The organism is Achromobacter sp. K91 (assembly GCF_003576205.1).
GTDB lineage: Bacteria > Pseudomonadota > Gammaproteobacteria > Burkholderiales > Burkholderiaceae_B > Achromobacter > Achromobacter aegrifaciens.
Window position 1 is genome coordinate 52,632 of record NZ_QWFB01000052.1, and the last position, 25,785, is coordinate 78,416.

General features: G+C 67.9%; 22 protein-coding genes. 18 read left to right on the forward strand and 4 right to left on the reverse strand.

All coding sequences use genetic code 11. The features are described from left to right. Positions 1-18: 18 nt before the first annotated feature. From DXK93_RS25115 to DXK93_RS25180, 14 genes are all read left to right on the forward strand, one after another. Entirely contained in the window at positions 19-936 is a 918-nt protein-coding gene (locus DXK93_RS25115) for an ABC transporter permease (RefSeq protein ID WP_119451496.1), read from the forward strand. After that, the gene (locus DXK93_RS25120; protein WP_119451497.1) at positions 933-1,802 is read left to right on the forward strand and encodes an ABC transporter permease; all 870 of its coding nucleotides are present in this window, start codon (positions 933-935) and stop codon (positions 1,800-1,802) included. Before DXK93_RS25115 ends, DXK93_RS25120 begins: the two co-directional genes overlap by 4 nt. 4 nt (positions 1,803-1,806) lie before the next feature. Then, positions 1,807-2,805: an ABC transporter ATP-binding protein gene (locus DXK93_RS25125; RefSeq protein ID WP_119451498.1), complete on the forward strand. Its 999-nt coding sequence runs from the start codon at positions 1,807-1,809 to the stop codon at positions 2,803-2,805. Further along, entirely contained in the window at positions 2,802-3,614 is an 813-nt protein-coding gene (locus DXK93_RS25130; protein WP_054454483.1) for an ATP-binding cassette domain-containing protein, read from the forward strand. The genes DXK93_RS25125 and DXK93_RS25130 overlap by 4 nt, the downstream gene beginning before the upstream one ends. After that, positions 3,611-4,747, forward strand: a complete 1,137-nt coding sequence (locus tag DXK93_RS25135; RefSeq protein WP_119451499.1) for a YncE family protein — start codon at positions 3,611-3,613, stop codon at positions 4,745-4,747. The genes DXK93_RS25130 and DXK93_RS25135 overlap by 4 nt, the downstream gene beginning before the upstream one ends. A 34-nt stretch (positions 4,748-4,781) precedes the next feature. Then, the gene (locus DXK93_RS25140; RefSeq protein WP_054454487.1) at positions 4,782-5,777 is read left to right on the forward strand and encodes a DctP family TRAP transporter solute-binding subunit; all 996 of its coding nucleotides are present in this window, start codon (positions 4,782-4,784) and stop codon (positions 5,775-5,777) included. Continuing rightward, complete coding sequence (locus DXK93_RS25145; protein WP_054454489.1) at positions 5,777-6,256, forward strand: TRAP transporter small permease; 480 nt, start codon at positions 5,777-5,779, stop codon at positions 6,254-6,256. Before DXK93_RS25140 ends, DXK93_RS25145 begins: the two co-directional genes overlap by 1 nt. Before the next feature lie 4 nt (positions 6,257-6,260). After that, positions 6,261-7,544 carry a TRAP transporter large permease gene (locus tag DXK93_RS25150; protein WP_054454491.1) on the forward strand — a complete coding sequence of 428 codons (1,284 nt, stop codon included), beginning with the start codon at positions 6,261-6,263 and terminating at the stop codon, positions 7,542-7,544. Further along, entirely contained in the window at positions 7,541-8,470 is a 930-nt protein-coding gene (locus tag DXK93_RS25155) for a CoA ester lyase (protein ID WP_054454493.1), read from the forward strand. Before DXK93_RS25150 ends, DXK93_RS25155 begins: the two co-directional genes overlap by 4 nt. Then, a complete protein-coding gene (locus tag DXK93_RS25160; protein WP_119451500.1) occupies positions 8,467-10,179 on the forward strand; it encodes a thiamine pyrophosphate-binding protein in 1,713 nt (570 codons plus the stop codon). The genes DXK93_RS25155 and DXK93_RS25160 overlap by 4 nt, the downstream gene beginning before the upstream one ends. A 17-nt stretch (positions 10,180-10,196) precedes the next feature. Further along, positions 10,197-11,444, forward strand: coding sequence for a Zn-dependent hydrolase (locus DXK93_RS25165; protein WP_119451501.1), 1,248 nt, complete (start codon positions 10,197-10,199; stop codon positions 11,442-11,444). Continuing rightward, positions 11,441-12,937: an aldehyde dehydrogenase gene (locus DXK93_RS25170; protein WP_119451502.1), complete on the forward strand. Its 1,497-nt coding sequence runs from the start codon at positions 11,441-11,443 to the stop codon at positions 12,935-12,937. The genes DXK93_RS25165 and DXK93_RS25170 overlap by 4 nt, the downstream gene beginning before the upstream one ends. Positions 12,938-13,124: 187 nt before the next feature. Then, a complete protein-coding gene (locus DXK93_RS25175; protein WP_119451503.1) occupies positions 13,125-14,117 on the forward strand; it encodes a tripartite tricarboxylate transporter substrate binding protein in 993 nt (330 codons plus the stop codon). A gap of 16 nt (positions 14,118-14,133) precedes the next feature. Next, the gene (locus DXK93_RS25180) at positions 14,134-14,877 is read left to right on the forward strand and encodes a class II aldolase/adducin family protein (RefSeq protein ID WP_054454502.1); all 744 of its coding nucleotides are present in this window, start codon (positions 14,134-14,136) and stop codon (positions 14,875-14,877) included. Here DXK93_RS25180 and DXK93_RS25185 read toward each other — a convergent pair. Beyond that, positions 14,865-16,571: a thiamine pyrophosphate-dependent enzyme gene (locus DXK93_RS25185; protein ID WP_054454504.1), complete on the reverse strand. Its 1,707-nt coding sequence runs from the start codon at positions 16,569-16,571 to the stop codon at positions 14,865-14,867. The genes DXK93_RS25180 and DXK93_RS25185 overlap by 13 nt on opposite strands. Positions 16,572-16,732: 161 nt before the next feature. Here DXK93_RS25185 and DXK93_RS25190 point away from each other — a divergent pair, with 161 nt between their 5' ends. Beyond that, positions 16,733-17,692 carry a LysR family transcriptional regulator gene (locus DXK93_RS25190; protein WP_054454505.1) on the forward strand — a complete coding sequence of 320 codons (960 nt, stop codon included), beginning with the start codon at positions 16,733-16,735 and terminating at the stop codon, positions 17,690-17,692. Positions 17,693-17,719: 27 nt separating this feature from the next. Here the strand turns inward: DXK93_RS25190 and DXK93_RS25195 are convergent, their stop codons facing one another. Together DXK93_RS25195 and DXK93_RS25200 are read right to left on the reverse strand one after the other, a co-directional pair. Further along, complete coding sequence (locus tag DXK93_RS25195; RefSeq protein WP_082401004.1) at positions 17,720-18,076, reverse strand: hypothetical protein; 357 nt, start codon at positions 18,074-18,076, stop codon at positions 17,720-17,722. A gap of 144 nt (positions 18,077-18,220) precedes the next feature. Beyond that, on the reverse strand, positions 18,221-19,198 hold the full coding sequence (locus DXK93_RS25200; RefSeq protein ID WP_119451504.1) for a tripartite tricarboxylate transporter substrate binding protein: 978 nt from the start codon (positions 19,196-19,198) through the stop codon (positions 18,221-18,223). A gap of 303 nt (positions 19,199-19,501) precedes the next feature. Between DXK93_RS25200 and kdgD the strand changes: the two genes are divergently transcribed. Together kdgD and DXK93_RS25210 are read left to right on the forward strand one after the other, a co-directional pair. Next, positions 19,502-20,416: a 5-dehydro-4-deoxyglucarate dehydratase gene (gene kdgD / locus DXK93_RS25205; protein ID WP_119451505.1), complete on the forward strand. Its 915-nt coding sequence runs from the start codon at positions 19,502-19,504 to the stop codon at positions 20,414-20,416. Between the two features lie 59 nt (positions 20,417-20,475). Beyond that, positions 20,476-21,411 carry a hypothetical protein gene (locus tag DXK93_RS25210; RefSeq protein WP_119451506.1) on the forward strand — a complete coding sequence of 312 codons (936 nt, stop codon included), beginning with the start codon at positions 20,476-20,478 and terminating at the stop codon, positions 21,409-21,411. A gap of 10 nt (positions 21,412-21,421) precedes the next feature. Here the strand turns inward: DXK93_RS25210 and ilvA are convergent, their stop codons facing one another. Continuing rightward, positions 21,422-23,008 (reverse strand): threonine ammonia-lyase, biosynthetic, encoded by a 1,587-nt coding sequence (gene ilvA, locus DXK93_RS25215; protein ID WP_119451545.1) that lies wholly within the window; start codon positions 23,006-23,008, stop codon positions 21,422-21,424. Positions 23,009-23,524: 516 nt separating this feature from the next. On the opposite strand from ilvA, the gene DXK93_RS25220 reads away from it, so the two are divergent. Further along, positions 23,525-25,753 (forward strand): NADP-dependent isocitrate dehydrogenase, encoded by a 2,229-nt coding sequence (locus DXK93_RS25220; protein WP_054454512.1) that lies wholly within the window; start codon positions 23,525-23,527, stop codon positions 25,751-25,753. The last annotated feature ends 32 nt before the right edge of the window (positions 25,754-25,785 follow it).

A 25,785-nucleotide genomic window follows, 5' to 3' on the forward strand; every position in this document is an offset into this window, starting at 1 on the left:
TCCGTCATAGGTAGCCCCATGATTGCATTCCTGTTCCGCCGCCTGATTGTGTCCGCGCTGCTGGTGGTGTTCGTCTCGCTGATCAGCTTCTCGCTGGTGTTCGCTTCCGGCAACCCGGCGGCGCGCCTGGCCGGTGAAGGCAGCGCCGCCGACGCGGCCCGCCTGGCGCAGCTGCACGGCTTCAACGACCCCATCCTGGTCCAGTACGGCCGCTGGCTGGGCGGCGTCGCCCGCGGCGACTTCGGCGACAGCCTGTACTTCAGCCGCCCGGTGGCCGAACTGCTGACCCAGCATTTCCCCGCCACCGCCAAGCTGGGCCTGGCCGCCATGCTGTTCGCGCTGCTGCTGGCGATACCGCTGGGCGTGGTCGCCGGACTGCGCCGCGGCTCGCTGATCGACCGCGCCACCATGCTGCTGTCGGCCTGCGCCCAGGCCATGCCGCCGTTCTGCCTGGCCTTCCTGCTCATCATCCTTTTCAGCGTGCGCAACCAATGGCTGCCGGCCTCGGGCTTTGACAGCTGGAAGCACTACGTGATGCCGGTGACCGCGCTGGGGCTGTTCGCCATGCCGGCAATGCTGCGGCTGATGAAATCCGAAATGGAAACCGTGCTGGCCACCGACTACATCCGGACTGCGCGGGCCATGGGCCTGGGCGGCCCGAGCGTGGTGCTCAAGTACGCGCTGCGCAACGCCTTGCGGCCGCTGGTGTCGCTGGCCGCGGCCCAGATGGGCACGCTGCTGGCCGGTTCCGTCGTCATCGAGACCGTGTTCGCCATCAACGGCGCGGGCCTCCTGGCCTGGACCTCGATCCTGCGCGGCGACTTTCCCACGATGCAGGCGCTGATCCTGATCTTCGCCCTGATCTACATCGTCCTGACCCTGGTCGCCGACCTGATCAACGGTTGGCTCGACCCCCGCGTGCGAGTTTCCTCATGAGCAGCGTCATCGCCTCCTCCTTTCCCGTCCGCTCGCGCGGCGCACGCGCGGCCCGCCTGGGCCGCAACCTGGGCCTGGCCGTGCTGGCGCTACTGGTGCTGGCCGGCCTGCTGGGCCCCTACCTCGTCCCGCACGACCCGTACACGCAGGACCTGCTGGCGCGGCTGCAAGAGCCCGTCTGGGGCGAAGACGGCAACTGGAACCACATCCTCGGCACCGACCAGCTGGGCCGCGACGTGCTGGCGCGCGCGCTGTACGGCGTGCGCGTGTCGGCGCTGATCGGCCTGTCGGTCGCGCTGATGGGCGGGCTGATCGGCACCACGCTGGGCGTGGCCGCCGGCTACTTCGGCGGCGCGGTGGATCGCGCCGTGTCCTTCCTGATCACCGCGCGCCTGGCGCTGCCCATCATCCTGGTGGCGCTGGCGGTGGTGTCGGTGGTGGGCGCCTCGCTCACCGTGGTGGTGCTGGTGCTGGGCCTGTTGCTGTGGGAACGCTATGCGCTGGTGGCCCGCACCATGGCGGCCGGCCTGCGCAACGCCGAGTTCGTCACGGCCTCGCGCCTGCAGGGCTGCACCCATCTGCAGATCATCTGGCGCGACATCCTGCCCAACCTGGTGGGCAACCTGCTCATCATCGGCACCGTGGACGCCGCCATGGCGATCACGCTGGAAGCGTCGCTGTCGTTCCTGGGCCTGGGCGTGCCGGCGCCGATGCCGTCGCTGGGCCTGATGATCGCCGAAGGCAAGGAAAACATGCTGTTCCAGCCCTCGCTGGTGGTGATCCCCAGCGTGGTGCTGTTCGTGCTGGTGCTGTGCGTGAACCGCGCGGGCGAATCGCTGCGCGCCGTGCAAATGAAGAAGGGCTGACCCCATGACCGATACCAGCCATCCCCTGCTGCGGGTCCAGGATCTGCACATCGACATCCAGACGCCCACCCACGTCAAGCACGTGGTGCGCGCGGTGGACTTCAGCCTGGAGCGCGGCAAGACACTGTGCATCGTGGGCGAATCGGGTTGCGGCAAATCGTTGACCGCGCTGGCGCTGCTGGACCTGCTGCCGGCGGCCGCGCGCCGCCGCGTGGCGAAGCTGGAGTTCGCCGGCCAGGACTTGGCGGCGCTCACGCCCGCCGAACTGGCGCAGCTGCGCGGCGCGCGCATCGCCATGATCTTCCAGGATCCGATGACCTCGCTGAACCCGGTGTTCCCCATCGGCACCCAGCTGGTCGACGTGCTGCGCCGGCACAAGCGTGTCAGCCGGCGCGCGGCAGAAGAACGCGCCGAATACCTGCTGCGCCGCGTCGGCATCGCCAATCCCCGCGACCGCATGCGGCAGTATCCCTTTGAACTTTCGGGCGGACTGCGCCAGCGCGTCATGATCGCAATGGCGCTCATGTGCGGTCCCGAGCTGCTGATCGCCGACGAGCCCACCACCGCGCTGGACGTCACCGTGCAGGCCGAGCTGCTGGACCTGCTGCGCGACATCCAGGCCGAGTTCGGTCTGGGCATGGTGTTCATCTCCCATGACATGGGCCTGGTGGCGCGCATCGCCGACCATGTCATCGTCATGTACGCGGGCGACATCGTCGAAGGCGGCAGCGTGCGCGACGTGCTGGAGCAACCCAGCCATCCCTATACCGCGATGCTGCTGAACTGCATCCCCCAGCCCGGACGCACCGCGCCGCGCGCCGACCTGCCCACCATCGCCGGCGCCGTCCCCTCGCTGGACACCGCCATCCGCGGCTGCGCCTTCCGCGAGCGCTGCCCGGCGGCCGAAGCCCGCTGTGCCCAGCCCTTCCCCGCGCGCGTGCAGGGCGGACACCGCTGCCTGTGCATCAAACCCGGCGCCTTGCGCCTAGGAGCCACGGCATGAGCAGCCCGACCGCCACTTCCGCCAGCATCAGCCTGAACGCGCTGTGCTTCCAGTATGGCCGCGCCGGCCTGTTCTCGCGCCGGCCCGCGCCGCGCATCCTGCATGACATCGACTTGCACGTGCCCGCCGGCCAGACCATCGGCCTGGTGGGCGAATCCGGCAGCGGCAAGTCCACCATCGCCAAGCTGATGCTGGGCCTGTTGGCGCCGACCCAGGGCCAGGCGCTGCTGGACGGCAAGCCGCTGGCCGCGATGCCGGCCCGCGCCCGCGCCCGCCGCATCCAGATGGTGTTTCAGGATCCTTATTCCTCGCTCAACCCGCGCCGCACCATCAGCGAGATCCTGACCGCGCCGCTGCGCACGCATGGCATCGGCAATGCGGCCTCCCAGGCCGCGTCGGTGCGCCGCATGATGGACGCCGTGGGCCTGGTGCCGGCCTTCGCCGCGCGCTATCCGCGCGAGCTGTCCGGCGGCCAGCGCCAGCGCGTGGCCATCGCGCGCGCCCTGATGCTGGAGCCGCAGTTGCTGATCTGCGACGAACCCACTTCGGCGCTGGACGTATCGGTGCAGGCGCAGATCCTGAACCTTTTGATGGAGCTGCAGCGCGAACGCGGCCTGGGCTATCTGTTCATCAGCCACAACCTGGCCGTGGTGCAGCACATTGCCGACGAGATCGTAGTGCTGCAAGGCGGCCGCGTGGTCGAACGCGGTCCTGCCAGCCAGGTTTACTTCGAGCCGGTCCACCCGTACACGCGGCAGCTCATCGGCGCCACCCTGGCGGTACCGCAGGCGCAGGAGCTCGCGGCATGACCACACCCGCCACCCGCCACCTGCTGCTGGTCGGCAACGACCAGAAGGTCACCTGGGACGACGGCCAGATCCGTTTCCTGGCCCCAGGCAATGACAGCCTGTGCGTCTACGACGCCGGCGCGAATCCCGCCGCGCCGGAATTGGTCGCCACCTTGTCCCTGCCCAACTCCCTGTTCGGCCCGCCGGTCAACCTGGCCGTCACGCCCGACCAGCGCCTGGGCCTGATCGCGGATTCGATGGATTGGCCCGCGCGCGCCGACGGCGCCGGCTGGCAGCCCAAGCCGGGCCGCGGCCTGTACGTGATCGACCTGCAAGCCAGCCCGCCCGCCATTGTGCAGCGGCTGGAGGTCGGGTTGCAGCCCTCCGGCCTGTCCATCAACCGCGCCGGCACGCTGGCGCTGGTGGCCAACAAGGCCGGCCGCTCGGTGTCGGTGCTGCGCATCGCGGGCAAGCGCGCCGAGGTCTGCGGCGAAGTGGACGTAGGCACCCCTGTGGTGGCCGTTTCATTTTCCGCGGACGGCCGCCGCGCCTTCGTGGTCAAGACCGACACCCATCGCCTGGGCGTGCTGCGCATCGACGAGAGCGGCGCGGCCCCCATCGTGACCCACGATCCGGCCGAGGACCTGACCACCGGCCTGGTGCCGTTCAACCTGGTAGTGTCGCCCGACGGCGCGCTGGCGCTGGTGGTGGACATGGGCAGCCCGACCGCGTCGGACGGCCACGCGGATTCGGTCAGCGTGGTGGACCTGCGCGCCGATCCGCCGCGCGTGATCGACCGCGTCATGGTCGAGGACGGCCCCGAAGGCATCGCCATCAGTCCCGACGGCCGCCATGGCGCGGTCGCCATCGTGCAAGGTTCCAACAACCCGTCCAGCGTCTGGTTCCACCACCCGCGCGGACAGATCGTATTGCTGCGCATCGACGGGCAGTCCGTGACCCGCGCCGGCGCCATCGAAGTCGGCGCGCTGCCCGAGGGCCTGGCCTTCAGCCCCGACAGCCGCTACCTCTATGTCGGCAATTTCCTCGATGCCGAAATGCAGATTCTGGCCGTGGGCGACCACGGCCTGAGCGACACCGGCACCCGCATCGCCCTGCCCGGACGGCCCGCTTCGATGCGCGCCCAATCCTACTGACCCTACCCATCCCCCCTGCTCCCGGAGTTCCGCCATGACCACCGCTCCTCAAAAGAAACCGGCCCTGCTGGCCGCCGCCCTGCTCGCCCTCGCCGGCCTCGCGCCGTTGTCGGCCCACGCCCTGGATATCAAGCTCGGCCACGTGCTGGCGCCCAGCCACAGCTGGAACAAGGCCGCCGAAGGCTTTGCCGCCGAGGTCAAGGAAAAGACCGCCGGCCGCGTCAATTTCGTGCTGTTCCCCAGCGGCCAGCTGGGCAATGAAAAGACCATGCTCGAAGGCCTGCAGATCGGCAGCCAGGGCGCGGCCATCATCGGCTCGGGCTCGCTGCAGCCCATCGAACCCAAGTTCGGCGTGGTCGAGCTGCCCTATACCTGGTCGACCTCGCAACAGGCCTACAAGGCCTTCGACGGCGAACTGGGCGAGGCGTTGGCCAAGCTGGCCGACAAGAAGAACCTGACCATCATCTCGTGGTGGGAAAACGGCTTTCGCCACGTCACCAACAACCGCGGCGCGGTGGCCAAACCCGCCGACCTGGCCGGCCTGAAGACCCGCGTCACGCCCGACAAGATGCGCCTGGACACCTTTACCGCGCTGGGCGCCAACCCCGCGCCGCTGGCCTTCGGCGAACTGTATTCGGCCCTGCAGCAGAAGGTGTTCGACGCCCAGGAGAACCCGCTGTCCATCATCTACACCTCGTCCTTCTTCGAGGTGCAGAAGTACCTGTCGCTGACCGGCCACGTCTGGGGTCCGGCCAACCTGATCATCTCCAAGCCGGTGTGGAACCGCCTCTCGGCCGAGGACAAGAAGATCGTGCAGGCCGCCGCCGACAAGTGGCGCGACGCCCAGCGCCAGATGATCACCGACGGCGACCAGCAATACATCGCCCAGCTGAAGGACAAGGGCATGCAGGTCAACGAGGTCGACAAGGCCGCCTTCGCCGCCGCGGTGGAGCCGGTGTGGAAGACCTACTCGGTCACCTACGGCCCCGAGCTGATGGCGCTGGTGCAGAAGTACCGCGAGGCCAAGTAATGCTCAACCGACTGTCCGCGATCCTGTCGGGCATCAGCAAGGCCTTCGCCGCCCTGGCGGTGGCCTTGCTGGCGATCCTGATCTCCTACGTGGTGTTCGCCCGCTTCGTCACCCACACCACGCCGCACTGGGCCGAGGAACTGCCGCGGCTGGTGCTGGTGTGGTCGGCCTTCATCGGCGGCGTCGTCTGCAGCCATGAGCGTTCGCACCTGATGGCCGGGCTGCTGCCCTTCGTGGTGCGCAATCCCCGGATCCTCAACGCCTTTGAACGCATCAACCAGGCGCTCATCATCGTCGGCCTGGCGGCGCTGGGTTATGCCGGCTGGCAGCTGGCCGAGCTGACCATGGACCAGACCCTGCCCGCGCTGGACGTGTCCGCCGGCACCGTCTACCTGGCGCTGCCTTTCGCCTGCGCCATCACCATCGTGGTGCACCTGGCGCAGCTGTTCTCTTCCGCTCCCGCCGCTGCAAAGGATTAACAAGATGTCTACGGGTGCTCTCTTCCTGATGGGCGTGTTCACGATCACGGTGCTGATCGACATGCCCATCGCTTTCGGCCTGGTGCTGTCCTGCCTGGCCTATCTGGCGGTCTTCGACTCCGCGCCCATGATGGTGGCGGCGCAACAGTATGTGGTGGGGCTGGACAGCTTCACGCTGCTGGCGATTCCGCTGTTCATCCTGGCCGCGCAGCTGATGAACGGCGCCGGCCTGACCCAGCGCATCGTGCGCCTGTGCGCCGCCATCGTCGGCGACATCAAGGGTGGCCTGGCGGTGGTGGCCGTGCTGGCCTGCCTGATGTTCGGCGCGCTGTCCGGTTCCGGCGTGGCCGACGTGGTCGCCATCGGCAGCCTGCTGCTGCCCGCCATGGCCCGCAGCGGCTACGACAAGGGCTTTTCCTGCGCCCTGGTCGGCAGCGCCGGCGCCACTTCCACCATCATCCCGCCCAGCATCGTGCTGATCGTCTACGGCACCATCACCGACACCTCGGTGGGCAAGCTGTTCGTGGCCGGGATCATTCCGGGCATCCTGCTGGGGCTGTCGCTGATCGGCGTGGCCGTCTGGCAGTCGCGCAAGCACAACTGGGCCGGCGGCCAGCCATTCAGCTGGCCGGAACTGCGCGCCGCCGCCATCGACGCGCTGCCTGCCCTGATGGTGCCGGTGCTGATCATCGGCGGCATCCGCTTCGGGATCTTCACCGCTACCGAGGCCGCCTCCAGCGCCATCATCTACGCCTTGCTGATCGGCTTCTTCTGGTATCGCACGCTGAGCCTGAAGTCGCTGTGGGACAACCTGAAGTCCACCGGCGAAAGCAGCGCGTCCATCCTGCTCATCATCGGCGCGTCGGGCCTGTTCGCCTGGGTGCTGGTGGCCGAGCAGGTGCCGCAGGCGCTGTCCACGCTGCTGGTCGAATGGACCGACAGCAAGACCGCCGTGCTGCTGGTGCTGACCGTGGTGCTGCTGCTCCTGGGCACCTTCATGGAAGCGATCCCGGTCATCATCATCGTGGCCCCGGTCGTGATGCCGGTGCTGGCGCACTACAACATCGATCCGGTGCACTTCGGCATCCTGCTGTCGATCAACATGGCCATTGGCGCCAACACGCCGCCCGTCGGGGTCGACCTGATGGCCGCGTGCAAGATCGGCGGCATCAACATGATGCAGACCCTGCGTCCTCTGTCCTGGATGATGCTGGCCATGACCGCGGTCATGCTGCTGCTGACTTTCGTACCTGAACTGGTGCTGTTCCTGCCGAGGCACGTGCAATGACCCCTATCACCCCCTCCCGCCGTCCCCCCTTCCTGCGCCGCAGCTGGATGTTCGTGCCCGGATTCGACCCCAACGCCCAGGCCGACGGCCTGGCCAGCGGCGCCGATGCGCTGGTCGCGGACCTGGAAGAGTTCACCGCCCCGGCGGACCGGCCAGCCGCGCGCCCCATCATCGCCGAACTGTTCGGCCGCTGCCGCGCCCTGGGCGTGGTGGCCGCGGTGCGCATCAACAAGCTCGAAGACGACGGCCTGGCGGACCTGCGCGGCGTGATGCCGGGCGCGCCGGACGCGGTGTTCCTGCCCCACGCCGAAAGCGCGGCGCAGATCGCCGCGCTGGACCAGGCGATCACCGCGCTGGAAGCCGAACTGGGCCTGCCCGCGGGCAGCACCGAGATCGTGCCCACGCTGGAGTCCGCGCTGGGCGTGCACCGCGCCTATGACATCCTGACCGCCAGCCCGCGCGTGTCCGCCTGCCTGCTGGCCGCCGAGGACCTGACCGCCAGCCTGGGCGCCGAACGCGGCAAGGACGGCATCGAACTGCATCACCTGCGCGCCCGCTTCCTGCTGGATTGCACGGCGGCCGGCTGCCTGCCCATCGACTGCCCCTTCAACTACCGCGACATGCCGGCGCTGGAAGCCGATGTGCGCTGGGCCCGCCGCATGGGCCTGAAGTCCAAGTGCGCCACCGTGGCCGACCAGGTCAAGCTGATCCACGCGGTGTTCACGCCCGCCCCGGACGAAGTCATGGCGGCCCATGATTGCGTCGCCCGCTATGAAGCCCAGCGCGCCGGCCGCCACGACGCCGAGCGCATCGATCCGCCTGTCTACAACACCGCGCGCCGCCTGTTGGCGCGCCATCACCAATTCGAACGATGGGCCGCCGAGCGCCGCGCGCAGGCCGTCCCGCAACAAGGAGACTCCGCATGACGTCAGCAGCAATTCCCGAACGCAATGGCGGTCAGATCCTGATGCAGCAGCTGCGCATCCATGGCGCGCGCCGCGTGTTCATGATCCCCGGCGAAAGCTATCTGCCCTGCATCGACGCGCTGAACGACCACACCGATGCCATCGAGGCCATCGTCTGCCGCCAGGAAAGCGGCGCGGCCTACATGGCCGAAGCCTATGGCAAGCTGACCGGCGAACCCGGCATCTGCTTCGTCACGCGGGGCCCGGGCGCCACCAACGCCAGCATCGGCGTGCATACCGCCTTCCAGGACTCCACCCCGATGATCCTGTTCGTGGGCCAGGTGGGCAACGACTTCATGGAGCGCGAAGCCTTCCAGGAAATCGACTACCGCCGCATGTTCGGCCAGATGGCCAAATGGGTGGCCCAGATCGACCGCACCGACCGCATCCCCGAGTACATCTCGCGCGCCTTCGCAATTGCCACCAGCGGCCGTCCCGGCCCCGTGGTGCTGGCGCTGCCCGAGGACACGCTGTGGGGCCGCGCCCGCGTGGCCGACCTGCCGCGCTACCCGCGCGTGCACAGCCATCCCGGCGCCGCCGACCTGGCCCGCATGACCCAATTGCTGGACGCTGCCGAACGTCCCTTCCTGCTGCTGGGCGGCAATGGCTGGCACCAGACCGCCATCGACCAGATCGCCGGCTTCGCCGAACGCTTCGAGCTGCCGGTAGGCACGGCCTGGCGCCGCCTGGAGTGCTTCGACCAGCGCCACCCCAACGCCGCCGGCCACGTCGGCTGGGCCATGACGCCCGAGCTGCGCCAGCGCCTGCACGACGCCGACCTGGTGCTGGCCGTGGGCACGCGCATGGGCGAGGCCACGACCGAAGGGTATACCGTCATCGAAAGCCCGCTGCCGCGCCAGCAACTGATCCACGTGTATCCGGACGCCGCCGAACTGGGCCGCGTGTTCTCGCCCACCCAGGCCATCGTGGCGGACGTGGCCAGCTTCGCCGCCAGCGTGGCGGGCCTGGTCCCCGGCCACAAGACGGCGCGCGGCGAGGCGGTGCGCGCCGCGCACCAGGAACTTGTCGATAGCCTCAAGCCGCTGCCATCGCCCGGGCCGATGAGCCTGGACCAGGCCGCCGCCTACGTCGACGCGCACGTGCCGGCCGACGCCTGCATCACCGTGGGCGCGGGCAACTATGCGCTGTACCCCCACCGCTACCGCCGCTATGCCGGCCCCGGCACCAGCCTCACGCCCACCGTGGGCTCCATGGGCTACGGCCTGCCGGCGGCGATCTCGGCGAAGCTGGAAGACCGCAAACGCACGGTGGTCTGCTATGCCGGCGACGGCTGCTTCCAGATGAACATGCAGGAACTGGGCGTGGCGCTGCAATACCGCCTGGGCGTGGTGGTGCTGGTGTTCAACAACGGCATCTGGGGCACCATCCGCGCGCACCAGGAACGCGAGTTCCCGGCGCGCACCATCGCCCTGTCCTTCGAGAACCCGGATTTCACGCAGATCATCCGCGGCTACGGCGGCTACGGCGAAGCCGTGGAAGACACCGCCAGCTTCGGTCCCGCATTCGAACGCGCGCTGGCCTTTGCCGAACGCGAGAACATGCCGGCCCTTCTGGAAATCCGCTACGACGCCAATGGCATTTCGCCGGGCGAAACCCTGATGGGCATCCGCGAAGCCGCACTGGCCCGCAATGCCACCGCCAGCCACTGACACAGAGGAACTCCAACATGACGACGATATCGATCAACGGACAGCGGCTGTGGCAGTCGCTGATGGACCTGGCGCAGATCGGCGCCACGGCCAAGGGCGGCAACTGCCGCCTGGCGCTGACCGCGCTGGATGGCCAGGGCCGCGACCTGGTCACCGGCTGGATGCGCGATGCCGGCATGACGCTGCGCGTGGACCAGGTGGGCAACATCTTCGCCCGCCGCGCCGGCCGCAACAATGACCTGCCGCCGGTCATGACCGGCAGCCATATCGACACCCAGCCCACCGGCGGCAAGTTCGACGGCTGCTATGGCGTGCTGGCGGGCCTGGAGGTCATGCGCAGCCTGAACGACCACGGCGTGGTCACGGAGGCGCCGCTGGAAGTCGCCATCTGGACCAATGAGGAAGGCTCGCGCTTCGTGCCCGTGATGATGGGCTCGGGCGTATTCGCCGGCAAATTCCCGCTGGAAGTGGCGCTGACCGCGACCGACCGCGACGGCAAGTCGGTGGCCGACGAGCTGGCAGCCATCGGCTATGCCGGCACGGACCCCGTGGGCGGGCGCCCGGTGGGCGCCTATTTCGAGGCCCACATCGAACAAGGCCCGATCCTGGAGCATGAAGAAAAAGTGGTTGGCGTGGTGACCGGGTCGCTCGGCCTGCGCTGGTACGACGTGACCGTGACCGGCATGGAAATGCATGCCGGCCCCACCCCCATGCCGATCCGGCGCGACGCGCTGTACGCCTCCAGCTTCCTGCTGCAGGCGGTGGTCGACATTGCCAACGATAACCAGCCGCATGGCCGCGGCACCGTGGGTGAAATCCACGCGCACCCCGGTTCGCGCAACGTCATCCCGGGCCAGGTGCGTTTCACGGTGGACCTGCGCCACGAGGACGAGGCCACGCTCACCCGCATGGACCAGCGCTGGCACGAAATCTGCGCCGAAATCGCCCAGCGCCACAACGTGGAAGTGGACGTGAAGCACGTGCAGTACTTCCCGCCCACCCCGTTCGACCCGGACCTGGTCGGCAAGGTGCGCGACGGCGCCGCGCGCCGCGGCCTGGCCGCCATGGACATCGTCACCGGCGCGGGCCACGACGCGGTCTACATGGCCGCCGTCACCCCAACCGCCATGATCTTCGTGCCGTGCAAGGACGGCGTCAGCCACAACGAGATCGAGGACGCCAAGCCCGCTGACCTGGAAGCCGGGTGCAACGTGCTGCTCGACGCCATGGTGGCGCGCGCCAACGCCCAGGAGGTCCGCTCATGACCCAGGACGCCGCCTACTGGCGCGCCCGCGCCGCCGCGCTCGCCTTCAATGGCCAGGCCTACATCGACGGCGCCTATTGCGACGCGGCCGATGGCGCCACCTTCCCCGCCACCAGCCCGATAGACGGGCGCAAGCTGGCCGACGTGGCGTCTTGCGGCGCGGCCGACGTGGACCGCGCCGTGCAGGCCGCCCGCCGCGCCTTCGAAGCCGGCGTCTGGAGCGCCTTGGCGCCGCGCCAGCGCAAGCAGCATCTGCTGCGCCTGGCCGCGCTGATCGACGAGCACCGCGAGGAACTCGCGCTGCTGGAAACGCTGGACATGGGCAAGCCCATCCGCGACGCGCTGGCCTTCGACGTACCCGAGACGGCGCGCTGCTACGCCTGGTACGCCGAGGCGATCGACAAGATCTACGACGAGGTCGCCCCCACCGGCCCGGACGCGCTGGCCACCATCACGCGCGAAGCGCTGGGCGTGGTCGCGGCGGTGGTGCCGTGGAACTACCCGCTGATGATGGCCGCCTGGAAAGTCGCGCCAGCCTTGGCCGCCGGCAACAGCGTCATCCTCAAACCGGCCGAACAGGCCTCGCTGTCGGCCATCCGGCTGGCGGCGCTGGCCGAGGAAGCAGGCATCCCCGCCGGCGTCTTCAGCGTGGTGCCCGGCCTGGGCGCGCAGGCCGGCCAGGCGCTGGGCCTGCATCCCGATGTGGACTGCATCGCCTTCACCGGGTCGACCGCCACCGGCAAGCGCTTCATGGAGTATTCGGGACAATCGAACCTGAAGCGCGTGTGGCTGGAGTGCGGCGGCAAGTCGCCGCACATCGTGTTCGAGGACTGCCCCGACCTGGACCGCGCCGCTCAGGCTGCGGCCCTGGCCATCTTCTCCAACCAGGGCGAAGTCTGCATCGCAGGCTCGCGCCTGTATGTGCAGGACGGCATCTACGACGCCTTCATGTCCAAGGTCGCGGACTACGCCGCTGCCCTGCAACCGGGCGATCCGCTGGATCCCGCCACCGCCATGGGCGCCATGGTCGACGAACGCCAGATGCGCGGCGTGCTGGCCCGCATCGAAGCGGGCTCGGCCGAAGGCGCGCAGTTGCGCATGGGTGGGCGCCAGGCCCTGGGCGCCACCGGGGGCTACTACATCGAACCGACGATTTTCGATTGCGCCAGCCAGGACAGCAGCCTGGTGCGCGAGGAGATCTTCGGCCCGGTGCTGGCCGCGCAGCGCTTCGCCACCGAGGACGACGCGGTGCGGCTGGCCAACGATTCGATCTACGGCCTGGGCGCTGGGCTCTGGACTGCCAACCTGTCGCGCGCGCACCGTCTCTCGCGCCGCCTGCGCGCGGGCCTGGTGTGGGTCAACTGCTACGCCGACGGCGACATCACCGTGCCTTTCGGCGGGGTCAAACAGTCGGGCTTCGGCCGCGACAAGTCGCTGCACGCGCTGGACAAGTACAGCGACCTGAAGACGACCTGGATCAGCCTGACGGCTTGATCCCCTGGGCGGACGCCCGCGCGGCGTCCGCCATCCTTGCCATTTCGCGTTATCTGCTTGGCCGCCAGCGCCATTGAAGGCGGTGGGCCCTTGTGCGACCTTGAACGGCGACGGGCTGCCCACCGCGGTTCCGTTGCGGGCAGGCGCAGGCGCTCTCCCGCCATCAGAACAATGACTGGAGACTACGATGCGCAATGCGACAAGGCGAGCCGCGCTGGCCGCCATGCTGGCCGCCACAGCCTGGGCCGCAGCCGGGCCGGCTTGGGCGCAAGCCCCCTATCCCTCCAAGCCCGTCACGATCCTGGTCGGATTCCCGCCCGGCACGGCCACCGACACCGTCGCCCGCATGGTCGGCGACCGCCTGGCGCAGCGTCTGGGCCAGCAGTTCATCGTCGAGAACAAGCCTGGCGCGGGCGGCTCCATCGCCGCCGGCCTGGGCGCGCGCGCCAAGCCCGACGGCTATACGCTCATGATCGGCGCGTCCGCGCCGCAAGCCATCAACCCGCATGTCTATCCCAACCTGAACTACGACGCGCGCAAGGATTTCGCGCCCATCGGCCTGCTGACCTGGCTGCCCTACCTGTTCGTCGTCAGCCCCGACAATCCGGCCAACAACCTGCAGGACTTCCTCGCTGCCGTGAAGGCCAAACCGAACCAGTACACCTACGCCACCACCGGCGTCGGCACCACCAGCCATCTGGTGACCTCGGTGCTGCTGGCCAAGGCCGGCGCCAGCATGATCCACGTGCCCTACAAAGGCAGCAGCCAGGCGCAGACCGATATCGTCGGCGGGCGGACCTACGCCACCTTCGACACCATGGTGTCCTCGCTGGCCCTGGTTAAAGCCGGACGCCTGAAGGCGATCGCCGTCAGCACCCCTGAGCGGGTCGCGAGCCTGCCGGAGGTGCCCACCGTCGCCGAACAGGGCTACCCCGGTTTCGACATGGGCGCCTGGCTGGGCCTGATCGCGCCCGCCGGCATCCCGCCCGAGATCCAGCAGAAGCTGGCCGTCGAGGTCAACGCCGTGCTGGCAGACCCCGCCGTGCGCGACAAGCTGGCGGACCTGGGCGCCCAGGTCCGCACCACCGCCACGCCCGCCGAGTTCGGCGCGCTGATGAAATCCGAATACGAATCGTGGGGCAAGGTGGTCCGCGATTTCAACGTCAAGGCCAGCGACTGAACCGGAGACCCGAACCATGCAAAAAGCCATGAGCCCCGCGGAACGCGACACCCGCATTCAACTGGCCGCCTGCTACCGGCTGGTGTCCCACTTTGGCATGAGCGATCTCATCTACAACCACATCACCGCGCGCATACCCGGGCCCGAGGGCCATCTGCTGATCAATCCCTACGGCATGATGTACGACGAAATCACCGCTTCCAGCCTGATCAGGATAGACCTGGACGGGAACGTGCTGGACAATCCCGGCGAGTACGGCATCAACGCTGCGGGCTACGTGATCCACAGCGCCGTGCACGGCGCGCGCCACGACGTGCAATGCGTCATCCATACCCACACGCGGGCCGGCATGGCGGTATCGGCGCTGCAATGCGGCCTGCTGCCGCTGACCCAGACCGCCATGCGCTTCGCCAAGATTCCCTACCACGACTATGAGAGCGTGGCCATCGACCTGGACGAGCGCGCGCGCCTGGTGGCGGACCTGGGCCAGTCCGAGGCGATGATCCTGCGCAACCACGGCCTGCTAGCCGCCGGCCCGAGCATCGCGCAGGCATTCAACACACTGTATTGGCTGGAGATGGCCTGCAAGGCGCAGGTCGACGCCCTGGCCGCCAACCGCGAACTATGCGTGCCGCCGCCAGAGGTCGTCGAGAAGACCTGGCACCTGTATCAGCCGACAACGCGCCGCCCCTTCGGCGAACTGGAATGGCCGGCCATGGTGCGTCTGATGGACAGGAAGGATCCTGGCTACCGCGATTGAGCCCCTGCCTGGTCTCGCCCCAGAAGGTCGATGCCGGCCGCGCTGTCCGCGCCGTCCGGCAGGATCGCGGCGAGGCTGGTCTTGACCTCCACGAAGTACGGCGCGGCCGAGGCCAGCCCGCGGGCGATGGCCGCGGCCACCTGGTCCGGATGGGTGACATACTCGGTCTGCATGCCGAAGGCGCGCGCCATCATCGCGAAATCGGGACTTGCCAGATTGGTGCCCGCGTAGCGCCCGGGATAGGTGCGCGCCTGATGCAGGCGGATGGAGCCATAGCAATTGTTGTTGGAGACGATGAAGAACACCGGCAGTCCGCGCTCGGCCGCGGCCATCATCTCGTTGCCCGTCATCATGAAGCCGCCGTCGCCAACCAGGCACACCACCTTGCCATGCGGATTGCGCAGCTGCGAGGCAATCGCCGCCGGCGTGCCGTAGCCCATGGCGCCCGATTGCGAGGCCATCAGCCGTTGCGGGTAGACGAAGGGAAAGTGGCGATACACCGGCGCCGCGAAGGTGCCCGCGTCCAGGCAAACCATGAGGTCCGGCGGCGCCTGTTCTGCCAGCGCTCGCACCACCGACACGAAGGGCACGCCATCGTCGGCCTTTGGATCGGGCCAGGCGGCGGAGCGCTCGCGGATCGCGCGCAAGGATTCCGCCCAGTCCTCGCGCCCGCCACGGTCCGCCGCCGGCAGCGCGGCCAGCGCCTGCGCCGTGGCCACCGGATCCGCGATGATGCCCACGTCCGCCGCAAAGTGCTGGTTCACGAAATGCGCGTCGGCATGGCAATGCACCAGCGTCTGCGACGGCCTGGGATAGGCCGGAAACGTGTAGCCCTGGGTGGTGATGTCGCCCAGGCGCGTGCCCAGGGCCAGGATCAGATCGCTGGAATCGAACGCCTCCACCTGCGCGGGCTGCGTCGCCAGGTCCAGGTCGCCGGCGTACAGCGGATGCGTGTTGGGGAACAAGTCATGCTGGCGGAACGATACTGCCACCGGTATGCCGTGCCGCTCCGCCAGCTGCCGCAGCGCCTCGCGGCCGCCCGGCGCGTTGAAGGCGCCCCCGGCAATGATCAGCGGCTTGCGGGCGGCGTCCAGCAAGGCTTGCAGTCGCGCCAGCGCGGCGGGCGCCGGCTGCGCGGGACTGGCCGGCTCGGCCACCCAGTCCGGTTGCGGCACGCAGGCCTGCTGGACGTCTTCCGGCACCACCAGCACCACTGGCCCTGGCGTACCCGAAGCGGCCACGCGCAAAGCCTTGAAAGCGGCCCAGGCCACGTCCTCGGGCGCCGCCACCTCATGCACCCATTTGGCGATCGAACCGAACATCTTCTGGTAATCGATCTCCTGGAAGGCCTCCTTGCGCAGGTCCTTGCGCGGCACTTGCCCGATCAGCAGGATCAGCGGCACGCCGTCCTGCTGCGCGGCATGCACGCCGATGGCTGCATTCGCCGCGCCCGGTCCCCTGGACACCATGACCACGCCCGGGCGGCCCGTCAACCGGCCATCGGCGCACGCCATGAATGCCGCGCCCCCTTCGTGCCTGCAGGTCACCACGTCGATGCCGGCGAAATCGTGCAAGGCGTCGAGCACGCCCAGATAGCTTTCGCCAGGGACCAGGAAGACCCGGTCGATGCCGTTGCGGGCGAAGACCCCGAGCAAGGCGTGGGAAGACGTGTTCAGTTCGGCAGCAGGTGTCATGGAGGGCAGGAAACCAAGGGCAAGCGCGCAGGCGCGGGTCTGATACGCAGGAATTCTAGGGTGGCTGGCGGCAGGCCATGTAGGCATACTGTGCCTATCAGATATACAAAAAACGCACACAAGGAGGAGCCGCCCGCAAGCGCTGGCGGCGAGACATCGCGATGGACCTGCGCAAGATCGAAAACCTGATCCACGTGGCCGACTCGGGCAGCTTCTCCAAGGCCGCCTCGGTGCTGGGCATCGCGCAATCGGCGCTGGGCCGCCAGGTCAGAAAACTGGAAGACGAATGCGGCTGCGCCCTGCTCTATCGCAACGGCCGCGGCGTGTCCTTGACCCCGGAAGGCGAGAAACTGCTGGATAGCCTGCGCCCCTTGCTGGCGCAAATGGCGCGGGTGGTGACCGAATTCCATGACGAGCAGAAATCGCCCTCCGGCCAGGTCACGCTGGGCCTGACGCCCACGCTGTCCCACATGGTCGGCATGCCGCTGGTGGCGGCAGTCTGGAAGCGCCATCCGCGCATCCAGCTCAACGTCATCACCGGCTACAGCGGCTATGTGCACGAATGGCTGGCCAACGCCCGCGTCGACATCGCGGTGCTGCACGATGCGCGGCGTTCCCAGCACGTGGTGGTCGATCCCCTGGCCGAGCTGGACCTGGCGCTGGTATCGCCCGCACAGAACCTGTCCCCCGCCGCGCGGGCCTTGCCCTCCATCGACTTCGCTCAGCTGGGCGATCTGCCCCTGGCGCTGCCCACGCGCAGCCATGGTCTGCGCCGCACGCTGGAACAGGCGGCAGCGCAGGCCGATGCGCCCCTGAATGTCGTGTTCGAAATGGACGCGCTGGAACTGATGAAGGAAATCGTCTTGAACGGACTGGCCCACACGGTGCTGGCCCTGCCTGCGGTGGTAGGCGAATTGAACAGCGGCCAGCTCGTCGCCCGCAGGATCGTCAATCCCGCCCTGTCCACCCGCCTGATGCTGGCTACCGCATCGAACCGGCCGCTGACGCAGGCGGTGAAGATAGTGCAGGACATCCTGCGTGAATTGCTGCGGGACATGGTGGAGGCGGAGCCTTATCGGTCGTACATGCGGATGGCGGATGCGCGGTCGGCACCGCCATGAGGTTTTGCCGCCTTCCATCCCCCCGCATCACCTCGGCACCGGCAACGGCGGCGCAGGCGTCAGCGGCCCCGTCGGCACGCCGCGCTGCGCCGGCATCGGCGGCAGGCGGGATGGCGCGGGGCTCATCCAGCCGGGCTGGCGGCTCGGTCCGCTGGAGGGCGGCGCGGGCGGGCCAGGCGGCCTGCCCGCGGTGGCGCAACCGGTGCCCAGGCAGGGTTCCTGGGTAGCGCCCGGATTGACCAGCCGGGGACATGATGCGCCGACGCAGGCATCGGGTATGACGCGGGCCGAAGGCGGGGGTTGGGGAACCGCGGGTCCGGCGCCTTGCGCGACGGCTGGCCCGCAGGCCGCCGCCAGCAGCGCGGCGGCGCAAAGAATTTTCATGGCTGCAGCCCCTCTGCCCCTGGTCTGCGGCCGCGCGCGATGTTGCCTGCGCAGCCCGGGCCCGCGTCGCGCCGGGGCCTGGACGGACGCGGGATGATTCCAGTGTGCTCCCGCGCCTGAATGCCTGTCCAGGCAGCCCCGCCGTCAATCCAGCCGGATATCCGCGCTTTTCACCACCGACGCCCAGCGCGCGCGTTCGCTGTTGAAGAACTGCGCCAGTTCGGCGGGATTGCGGGTGACGATTTCAGCGCCCTGTTCGTTCAACTGCGCCTTCACGTCCGGCTGGTTGACGATCTGCGCCATCAGTTCCGACAAGCGGATGGCGACGGGATCGGTCGTGGTCACGGGCGCCATCACCCCTTGCCAGGTGCCGGACTCGAAGCCCGCCACGCCCTGTTCGGAAATGGTGGGGATGTCAGTCACCAGTTGCATGCGTTCGCGCTTGGAGATCGCGATCGGCCGCAGCTTGCCGGCCTTGATGTGGGGCAACGTGGCCAGCAACCCATTCATGATGACCTGGGTCTGCCCGCCTATGGTGTCCGTCACCGCCTGCGAACCGCCCTTGTAGGGCACATACTCCCATTGCGCGCCCGTCGCCTGCTGCACGGCGACCGCGGCCAGATGCGGCGCGCTGCCGATCGCCGTGACCGCGAAGTTCAGGCGCTGCTTCTTCGACAGGGCCACCAGTTCGGTCACCGTCTTGGCCGGCACGTCGGGATGCACGGCCAGCACGTGCGGCGAATAGGCCAGCATGCCGACCGCGCGCAAGTCCTTGGACGGATCGAAAGACAGCTTGGTGTACACGGACGGACTGATCGCCAGCGCCCCCACGTCGCACAAGAGCACGGTATGGCCCTCTTGCGCCGCCTGCACCACCAGGCCGGCGCCCAGGTTGCCATTGGCTCCAGGCTTGTTCTCGACCACCACGGTCTGCTTCAGGGCGTCGGCCAGGCGCGGCGCCAGGATGCGCGCGATGATGTCCGACGAGCCGCCGGGCGGGTAAGGCACGATGATGCGGACCGCGCGCGTCGGCCAGTCGCCCGGCTGCGCCCATGCCGGCAACCACGGCGACAGGCATAGCGCCGCAGCGCCGCCCAGGAATTGTCTCTTGCTCGGGTTCATGCAGTCTCCTCTGGAATTATCTTGCGCGCGGACGCCGTCCCCGGCGCACTGCCGCAGCCTTTTGGGAACGGCCGCCGCGCGCACCTGCGCCAGCTTCGTCCGGCTAGACCATAGTCATCGTACAACTATGAAATTATTATTGGAAAGCAAAATATATCCCTATCGGGTATGCACCTATCCCGGCGCCTACGGCAATGAATTTTCCTTGAATGGCGATATTTCATGTTGTACGATGACTTACCACTTAAACAGGCTGCCGGCAGACTTTGCCGTTCGATGGCGCCCCATACGGATCAACGCAACATGACCACCCCGCAGGAACTCAAGCACATCGTTTCGGAAGGCTTGCTGTCTTTCCCCGTCACCGATTTCGACCAGAACGGCGACTTCAACGCCAGGAACTATGCGCAGCGCCTGGAATGGCTGGCGCCCTACGGCGCGACCGCCCTGTTCGCCGCCGGCGGCACGGGCGAGTTCTTTTCGCTGGCGCCAGAGGAATACGCCGACGTCATCCGCACCGCGGTGCAAACCTGCGCGGGCAAGGTTCCCATCCTGGCCGGCGCGGGCGGTCCGACCCGCACTGCCATCGCCTACGCGCAAGAAGCCGAGCGCCTGGGCGCCAAGGGCATACTGCTGCTGCCCCACTACCTGACCGAGGCTTCGCAACAGGGCATCGCGACGCACGTCGAGCAGGTCTGCAAATCCGTGAACATCGGCGTCATCGTCTACAACCGCGCACAGTCGCGCCTGTCGGCCGACAGCCTGGCGCAACTGGCCGAACGCTGCCCCAACCTGGTGGGTTTCAAGGACGGCGTGGGCGATATCGAAGCCATGGTGCGCATCCGCCGCAAGCTGGGCGACCGCTTTTCCTACCTGGGCGGCCTGCCCACGGCCGAGGTCTATGCCGCCGCCTACCGCGCGCTGGGCGTGCCGGTCTATTCGTCGGCCGTGTTCAATTTCGTGCCGCGTATGGCCATGGACTTCTACCGCGCGATCGCCGCGGGCGACCATGAGACCACCAACCGCCTGCTGGACGATTTTTTCCTGCCGTACCTCGACATCCGCAACCGCGTGCCGGGATATGCCGTCAGCATCGTCAAGGCCGGCGCCAAATTGGTCGGTCACGATGCGGGTCCCGTACGCGCGCCTCTGACGGACTTGCGGACTGAAGAACTGGAGATGCTGGACGCCTTGATCCGCAAGCTCGGCCCGCAGTAAGAGACGCTCCCTGGCGGTGGTATATATAGACCCGTCCAGCCACACCAGGGAGTCCGACCATGGCGCGTCGACGCAGCCTCGCGTTTCTGCTCAGCATGCTTGCCGCGCCCGCGGGCGCAGACGTGATCTACGACAACCATGGACTGGTGGTCGAAGCCGCCACCGGCAGCCGCAGCGACTGGAACACCGGCCAGCGACAGACCACCCGCGCCACCACCATCACCTACCGGGGCCAGCCACTTTGCGGCAAGGACGTCGGCGCCCTGCTCTATCCCGATGGCCAGCGCATCGAGGCCCGCGCCTTCTTCTGCGCGTCCACCGCCAAGGCCTTGGAAACGGATGCCGTGCTGGCCTACTTCACCAGTTCCAGCGCCAATACCGTGCTGGCGCAACTGCGTGTGGCCAACGGCGCGCTGCGGGTCGAGCGCCTGGCCTTGTCCGCCAAGCCCGAGCGCGACCGCATCTCCACGACCCGCTTCGAAGACGCGCGCCTGCCCGGCTGGACACGCGTCCAGACTTCCTGGAACGAAACCGTGATGATCCGCCACGCGCCGCTTGCCGCCCTGAACCTGGGCCCGGGCAAGCTGCTGGACGTGGCCGACGGCGTGGCCTTCCTGGCCGTGCCGCCAGGCAGGGACGTGATCGAGATCGAGCCCACCAAGCGGGTCAAGGATGCCGATGGCTATCTGCAGATCGTGCCGGCCATCACCAAGTTCGTGGACACTCCGGTGGCGTTCCGCGCGGTGCGCATGAGCGACGGGCGCGAACTGGCCCGCCTGGATTTCAAGGACCCTTGCCTGCGCCTGCCCGCGATCCAGTTCGACCGGCCGGACGCGCTATCCAAGACGTCGGCAGCGCCCGACGTGGCCTTCGACGACGTGCCGGCCTGGCGCGCCGCCACCCTGCAGCTGACGCAGGCGGCGCAGGGGCGCACCGCGCTGCGCCTGCAGCCGGGCGTGGCCCTGCCGCGCAAGCCTGGCTGCGCGCCGGGTTGATCTCGCCCGCTCAGATCAGGAACTGGCGATAGGCCTCGTTGGCGGTTTCTTCGGTATGGGCGTAGCCCAACTGCCGCAGGAATGCGTCCAGCGCGGCGCTGTCCGCCAAGGGAGCCTGGATGCCGACCAGCGCCGAGCTGAACTCCGTGCCCTGGTTGCGGTAGTGGAACAGGCTGATGTTCCAGTTGGGCGCCATCTCGGACAGGAACTTCATCAGGGCGCCGGGACGCTCAGGAAACTCGAAGCGGAACAGGCGCTCGCCGGCTGCCAGCGGCGAGCGGCCGCCCACCATGTAGCGGATGTGCTGCTTGGACACTTCGTTGTTGCTCAGGTCGCCGACGGAGAAACCCTGCTCCTGCAGCGCCGTCATGATTTCCGCGGCGTCGCCGCGCCGCGAGATCTGCATGCTGACGAAGATGTGAGCGGTACGCGCATCGGCGATGCGGTAGTTGAATTCCGTCACGCTGCGCTGGCCGATCACGCTGCAGAAGCGGCGGAAGCTGCCGCGCTCTTCCGGCACCGTCACGGCAAAGACCGCCTCGCGGGCTTCGCCGACCTCGGCGCGGTCCGCCACGAAGCGCAGGCGGTCGAAGTTCATGTTCGCACCCGAGGTCACCGCCACCATGGGCAGGCCTTGCACGCCTTCGCGTTCCACGTACTTCTTCAGCCCGGCCACCGCCAGCGCGCCGGCCGGCTCCAACACGCTGCGCGTGTCCAGGAATACGTCCTTGATCGCCGCGCAGACCGCGTCCGTATCCACCAGGATGATCTCGTCCAGGTGTTCACGGCACAGGCGGAAGGTCTCCTCGCCCACCAGCTTGACCGCCGTGCCGTCCGAGAACAGGCCCACCTCGGGCAGGTTGACCCGTTCGCCCACCTGCATGGACAGCGACATGGCGCAGGAATCCTCGGTCTGCACGCCGATGACCTTGACGCCCGGATCCACCGCCTTGATGTAGGTCGCCACGCCCGCGGCCAGCCCGCCGCCGCCGATCGGCACGAAGACAGCATGCAAGGGGCCCGCGTGCTGGCGCAGGATTTCCATGCCCACCGTGCCCTGGCCGGCGATCACATAGGGATCGTCAAAGGCCGGGATGAAGGTCAGGTCCTGCGCGCTGGCCAGCTTCTGGGCGTGGCCGTAGGCATCGCTATACGAATCGCCCGCCTGCACCACCGTCACCGTGGGGCCGCCATGCGCCTTGACCGCATCCACCTTCACCTGCGGCGTGGTCTGCGGCACCACGATGATGGCGCGCACACCCATCCTGGCCGCCGAGATCGCCACGCCCTGCGCATGGTTGCCGGCGGACGCCGTGATCACGCCGCGATCCAGCGCGGCCTGCGGCGTATTGCGCATCTTGTTGTAGGCGCCGCGCACCTTGAAGGAGAAGACCGGTTGATTGTCCTCGCGTTTGAAGTAGACCGGATTGCCCAGCCGGGCCGACAGGCCGCGGGCGCGGTCCAGCTCGGTTTCGCGGGCGATGTCGTAAATGCGGGCGGTCAGGATCTGCCTCAGGTATTCCATCGGCGTAGCCCGGCCGTCCTGGAATGCGGTCGGCGTGGCGGTTTGCTGGCTGGCTTGCGGGGTGTGGTGCATCTGGCTCTCTGCTTCGGTGTGCTTGCCCGGCAGAGGCGGCCACAAAAAACCCGCCTCGTGGGGCGGGTGGCTGTGACTGTTGCGGTCGCGCGCTAACCCACCATTCCAGGAATGATGGTAATAATCAGCGAAATGCGGACGGCGCGGAAATTCATGGGGACGTAGCTTCCTCCTTGTGCGGCGCTTTGTCAAACGGGCAATCGGCCATGGCGCGCCTGATTTAATATGTCCCCGTTTAATTTGGCGCCATTATGGCCACATCCCGGCCGAATCCGCGGGTTTTTGCTGCGCAGCAGGCGTAGCGCGGTATTACAATGGAAGGTTCGTGGCAGTCGCACTTCCCCAAATCAAAAAAGGGCAGGCGCCAGCCATGTTGGGTATACGCCTTCCGACCAGGTCCTGGACGCGTCCGCGTGCTTGCCCATACGAACCCACTCTCCGACAACATCTACCGGCTTCTGGCCGCATAGCATGTTCGGGTTTGCGCCTAGCGCCTGCCGAACAGATTCAAGGATCATGTCTCTTACTCCGAAGATTATCTATACCCTCACCGATGAAGCTCCGGCGCTTGCAACCCGTTCGCTGCTGCCCATCGTCCAGGCTTTCGCAAAGCCCGCAGGCATCACGGTCGAGACCCGCGACATCTCGCTGGCCGGCCGCATCATCTCGGTCTTCCCCGACTACCTCGAAGACAGCCAGAAACTGGGCGATGCCCTGTCGGAACTCGGCGCCCTCGCCGTGCAGCCCGAAGCCAACATCATCAAGCTGCCCAACATCAGCGCGTCCATGCCGCAGTTGAAGGCCGCCATCAAGGAACTCCAGGACCAGGGCTACAAGCTGCCCGACTACCCGGACGCCCCCGCCAACGACACCGAGCGCGACGTCAAGGCCCGCTACGACAAGGTCAAGGGCAGCGCCGTGAACCCGGTCCTGCGCGAAGGCAACTCCGACCGCCGCGCCCCGCTGTCCGTCAAGAACTACGCCCGCAAGCACCCGCACAAGATGGGCGCCTGGTCGGCTGACTCCAAGTCGCACGTCGCCCACATGAGCGAAGGCGACTTCTACGGCACCGAAAAGTCGGCGCTGATTTCGGAAGCCGGCGACGTCAAGATCGAACTGACCGCCGCCGACGGCGCGAAGACCGTCCTGAAGGAAAAGACCCCGGTCAAGGCCGGCGAGATCATCGACGCCGCCGTGCTGTCCACGGCCAAGCTGAAGTCCTTCCTGCAAGCCCAGATCGACGATGCCCGCGCCACCGGCGTGCTGTTCTCGGTGCACCTGAAAGCCACGATGATGAAGGTCTCCGACCCGGTCATCTTCGGCCACGTCGTGTCCGTGTTCTACAAGGACGTGCTGGCCAAGCACGCCGACGCGCTCAAGCAAGCGGGCTTCGATCCCAACAACGGCATCGGCGACCTGTACGCCAAGATCCAGTCCCTGCCCGCTGACAAGCAGGCCGAGATCACCGCTGACATCGACGCCGGCTACAAGACCCTGCCGCAGCTGGCCATGGTGAACTCCGACCGCGGCATCACCAACCTGCACGTGCCCAGCGACGTCATCGTCGACGCGTCCATGCCCGCCATGATCCGCGACTCGGGCAAGATGTGGAACGCCGAAGGCAACCTGCAGGACGCCAAGGCCGTGATCCCCGACCGCAGCTACGCCGGCGTCTACCAGGCCGTCATCGAAGACTGCAAGCGCAATGGCGCCTATAACCCGGTCACGATGGGCAGCGTGCCCAACGTCGGCCTGATGGCCCAGGCCGCCGAGGAATACGGCTCGCACAACAAGACCTTCGTCATCCCGGCTGCCGGCACCGTGCGCGTCACCGACGCTTCGGGCAAGGTGCTGCTGGAACAGGCCGTCGAAGCCGGCGACCTCTGGCGCATGTGCCAGACCAAGGACGCCGCCGTGCAGGACTGGGTCAAGCTGGCCGTCACGCGCGCCCGCGCCACCAAGACGCCCGCCGTGTTCTGGCTGGACGAAAACCGCGCCCACGACGCGCAGATCATCGCCAAGGTCAAGCACTACCTGAAGGACCACGACACCAGCGGCCTGGATCTGCGCATCCTGAGCCCGGTGGAAGCCACCAAGTTCTCGGTCAAGCGCATCCGCGAAGGCCTGGACACCATCTCGGTGACCGGCAACGTGCTGCGCGACTACCTGACCGACCTGTTCCCCATCATGGAACTGGGCACCAGCGCCAAGATGCTGTCGATCGTGCCGCTGGTCGCCGGCGGCGGCCTGTTTGAAACGGGCGCGGGCGGTTCCGCCCCCAAGCACGTGCAACAGTTCCTGGAAGAAGGCTTCCTGCGCTGGGATTCGCTGGGCGAGTTCATGGCCCTGGCAGAATCGCTGGACCACCTGGGCCGCAGCTACGGCAACGCCCGCGCACAGGTCCTGGCCAAGACCCTGGACCTGGCGACCGCCAAGTTCCTGGACGAGAACAAGTCGCCCGAGCGCAAGGTCGGCGGCCTGGACAACCGCGGCAGCCACTACTACCTGGCCATGTACTGGGCCCAGGCCGTGGCCGCGCAGACTGACGACCGCGAACTGGCTGCCCTGTTCGCGGCGCCGGCCCGCGCGCTGGCCGACGGCGAGGACAAGATCCTGGCCGAACTGAAGGCTGCCCAGGGCAAGCCCGTCGACATCGGCGGCTACTACCAGCCCAACGAAGCCCTCGCCAGCCAGGCCATGCGCCCCAGCGCCACGCTGAACCAGGCCCTGGCCTCGATCGGCTAAGCGCCTGCCGCGCATAGCGGCAAGTAAAAGGC

Coding starts and splice junctions, on each gene's coding strand:
- DXK93_RS25125 (WP_119451498.1), top strand. CDS start 1,807: ATGACCGATACCAGCCATCCCCTGCTGCGGGTCCAGGATCTGCACATC.
- DXK93_RS25175 (WP_119451503.1), top strand. CDS start 13,125: ATGCGCAATGCGACAAGGCGAGCCGCGCTGGCCGCCATGCTGGCCGCC.
- DXK93_RS25200 (WP_119451504.1), bottom strand. CDS start 19,198: ATGAACCCGAGCAAGAGACAATTCCTGGGCGGCGCTGCGGCGCTATGC.
- DXK93_RS25130 (WP_054454483.1), top strand. CDS start 2,802: ATGAGCAGCCCGACCGCCACTTCCGCCAGCATCAGCCTGAACGCGCTG.
- DXK93_RS25150 (WP_054454491.1), top strand. CDS start 6,261: ATGTCTACGGGTGCTCTCTTCCTGATGGGCGTGTTCACGATCACGGTG.
- DXK93_RS25160 (WP_119451500.1), top strand. CDS start 8,467: ATGACGTCAGCAGCAATTCCCGAACGCAATGGCGGTCAGATCCTGATG.
- DXK93_RS25195 (WP_082401004.1), bottom strand. CDS start 18,076: ATGAAAATTCTTTGCGCCGCCGCGCTGCTGGCGGCGGCCTGCGGGCCA.
- DXK93_RS25135 (WP_119451499.1), top strand. CDS start 3,611: ATGACCACACCCGCCACCCGCCACCTGCTGCTGGTCGGCAACGACCAG.
- DXK93_RS25140 (WP_054454487.1), top strand. CDS start 4,782: ATGACCACCGCTCCTCAAAAGAAACCGGCCCTGCTGGCCGCCGCCCTG.
- DXK93_RS25220 (WP_054454512.1), top strand. CDS start 23,525: ATGTCTCTTACTCCGAAGATTATCTATACCCTCACCGATGAAGCTCCG.
- DXK93_RS25145 (WP_054454489.1), top strand. CDS start 5,777: ATGCTCAACCGACTGTCCGCGATCCTGTCGGGCATCAGCAAGGCCTTC.
- DXK93_RS25165 (WP_119451501.1), top strand. CDS start 10,197: ATGACGACGATATCGATCAACGGACAGCGGCTGTGGCAGTCGCTGATG.
- kdgD (WP_119451505.1), top strand. CDS start 19,502: ATGACCACCCCGCAGGAACTCAAGCACATCGTTTCGGAAGGCTTGCTG.
- DXK93_RS25115 (WP_119451496.1), top strand. CDS start 19: ATGATTGCATTCCTGTTCCGCCGCCTGATTGTGTCCGCGCTGCTGGTG.
- ilvA (WP_119451545.1), bottom strand. CDS start 23,008: ATGCACCACACCCCGCAAGCCAGCCAGCAAACCGCCACGCCGACCGCA.
- DXK93_RS25185 (WP_054454504.1), bottom strand. CDS start 16,571: ATGACACCTGCTGCCGAACTGAACACGTCTTCCCACGCCTTGCTCGGG.
- DXK93_RS25210 (WP_119451506.1), top strand. CDS start 20,476: ATGGCGCGTCGACGCAGCCTCGCGTTTCTGCTCAGCATGCTTGCCGCG.
- DXK93_RS25120 (WP_119451497.1), top strand. CDS start 933: ATGAGCAGCGTCATCGCCTCCTCCTTTCCCGTCCGCTCGCGCGGCGCA.
- DXK93_RS25190 (WP_054454505.1), top strand. CDS start 16,733: ATGGACCTGCGCAAGATCGAAAACCTGATCCACGTGGCCGACTCGGGC.
- DXK93_RS25170 (WP_119451502.1), top strand. CDS start 11,441: ATGACCCAGGACGCCGCCTACTGGCGCGCCCGCGCCGCCGCGCTCGCC.
- DXK93_RS25155 (WP_054454493.1), top strand. CDS start 7,541: ATGACCCCTATCACCCCCTCCCGCCGTCCCCCCTTCCTGCGCCGCAGC.
- DXK93_RS25180 (WP_054454502.1), top strand. CDS start 14,134: ATGCAAAAAGCCATGAGCCCCGCGGAACGCGACACCCGCATTCAACTG.